We start from the raw sequence: 2,042 nt of genomic DNA, 5'->3' as shown, positions 1-2,042 counted from the left end.
CTCAGGCTCAACGTCTGCAACAATCACCATTTTGTAACCGTGATCAGTTTTAAATAGTTGATCATGCACCGCAAGAATCTGCTCTGGCGTGACGGTATCGGCACCATCACTGCTCAGTAAACGATGACGACTATCCGGCGTATAAGCGCTGGTGTTCGCTACTTGGATAAGCGTACCCATAGGCGATTCCAAGAAAGCGCTGCGCTCTTGCTTAAACTCTTGTTTCACCGCGGCAAGCTGACGCTCATCAACCTTGATTTCGGTCGAAAGGTTGTACAAGCCATTCAAAGCTTCAACTAGACGATTTTTTTGCGTCGTAACCTGAACGCCATGCACTGTTGGCTCGAGTATTGGACCAAAAGCGATGTTGTTCGTACGTAAATAGGCATCCAGCTCTGAGCCAGAAAACTCTCCTAATCCACTGCGAACAGCGGTCATGGCAGCCAGTTCGTAGGCTGGATAAAGCGATTTATCTAGAGCGGCTTTACCCCCTTGGCTAGTGAAGTAGATGTAAGCACGGCCACCGGCTTTTGCGTCTTTTTGGAACCAAACATCCACACCGTTTGATAAGGTGTAAACCTGAAAACCACCCGGAGCTTGACGCATACTAACGATGCTGCCTTCCTCAGCTGGTTGCAGGAAGCCTTCCGCTTTGGCGTTCATGCCCGAAGGCTTTTCACCAGCTTGTAGGTAGGCGCTGTTGAGCGCAGTGAATACATCAGCAAACTGCGCTTGCGTTTCACTTTTGCCCATGCCAATCACAAAGCTTGGTTGATTAGACAGCAGCTCTTTTAACTGCGCATTTACGCTCTCTAGCGTCGTTTTATCCAAAAAAGCTGCCAAGCTTTGCGCATAGCTCTCTTTCGATTGGCTTACGCTGTCTTGCTCCAATTGGAAAATACGCGCTTCCGCGTAACTATTTGGCTTGCGTTTGCTCCAATCAGAATCAAGATTTGCCAGTTCGCCATACCAGTTAGATGTGATGCTCTCTAGCTCAGCTTGTGTCACGCCGTAATCGCGAAGTGACGTCAACGCACTGATGAAAATTTGGTGCATTTGTTCACGGCGGTCAGGCGAAAATGAGATACCCGCCGACATCAGGCGTTGGTAGTTCGAGTAGTAAGGCTGCGCATAAACGTATTGGTAAGGTTCGGCGGCATCATTGAGAAGACTGATCAAACGCTGTTGAATCAGTTGAATGGCCACTTCGTCTCGCCATTCTGCGTGTTGCTGCTCGACCGTTTCGCGACGAAGATCGCCGCGTTCAATCACCAAATGCAAGCTTGGTGACTCCATCGAGTTGCTTGGCAGAATTTCGTCTTGAGTATTGAGTCGAATGTCACGACGCTTTTCGATGGCGATATCTGAGGTACTTTCCCAGTTCGAGAACTTGTTCTTGATGATGTTAGCAAGCGACTTAGCGTCCACATTGCCCGTGACGATCAGCTCGGCATACTGCGGCTGATACCATTTCTCGTAGAAGTTTTTCAGCCCATTTGACGTCGCGTTCTCAATTGCATCACGAGTACCGATTGGATCATGTTCGGCGTAAGGCGTTCCTTCAATCGAAGCCTCATACGCGTGCATTGAAAACGACTTATCATCTGGATTGGCGCGTCGCCATTCACCCAAGACAACACCTTTCTCTTTTTCAACTTGAGCTGGAGCGAACTCTAAACCGTCGCCAATGTCTCGCATCCAAGTCAGGGCATCTTCAAGCTTATCGTTATTGGCCAAGTCAAGCTTATAGGAGGTTTGCTGATAGGTGGTAAACGCGTTGATATCTGCGCCAAAACTGCCGCCAGATTGCTCAAAAAGCTTAACAACGTCGTTGCCGGTAAAGTGTGTGCTGCCATTAAATGCCATGTGCTCAACGAAGTGAGCGTAGCCTTTTTGATTGGCTTCTTCTTGGAACGAACCAATGTGCATCACCAAACGAACCGAAACTTCTTGGTCTTGAGTTGGATAGATGTGGTATTTCATTCCATTGGATAGCTGATTAACGTGCCAGTTGGCATCAGGCTGAATCGGCGTGGATTGTT

Annotated in this window: 1 protein-coding gene; it reads right to left on the bottom strand. The window is 48.4% G+C overall.

Going from position 1 to position 2,042, the window contains the following annotated elements; all coding sequences use genetic code 11:
- Positions 1–2,042 (bottom strand): pitrilysin family protein (locus tag R7Q38_RS22815; RefSeq protein WP_318114388.1); only part of this gene is annotated, 2,042 nt, incomplete at both ends.

It is taken from the genome of Vibrio sp. Vb0598 (assembly GCF_033338935.1).
GTDB classification, from domain to species: Bacteria; Pseudomonadota; Gammaproteobacteria; order Enterobacterales; family Vibrionaceae; genus Vibrio; species Vibrio alginolyticus.
Note: the sequence above shows the minus strand (reverse complement) of the source record. Positions and strands in the feature narration are given on the sequence as shown.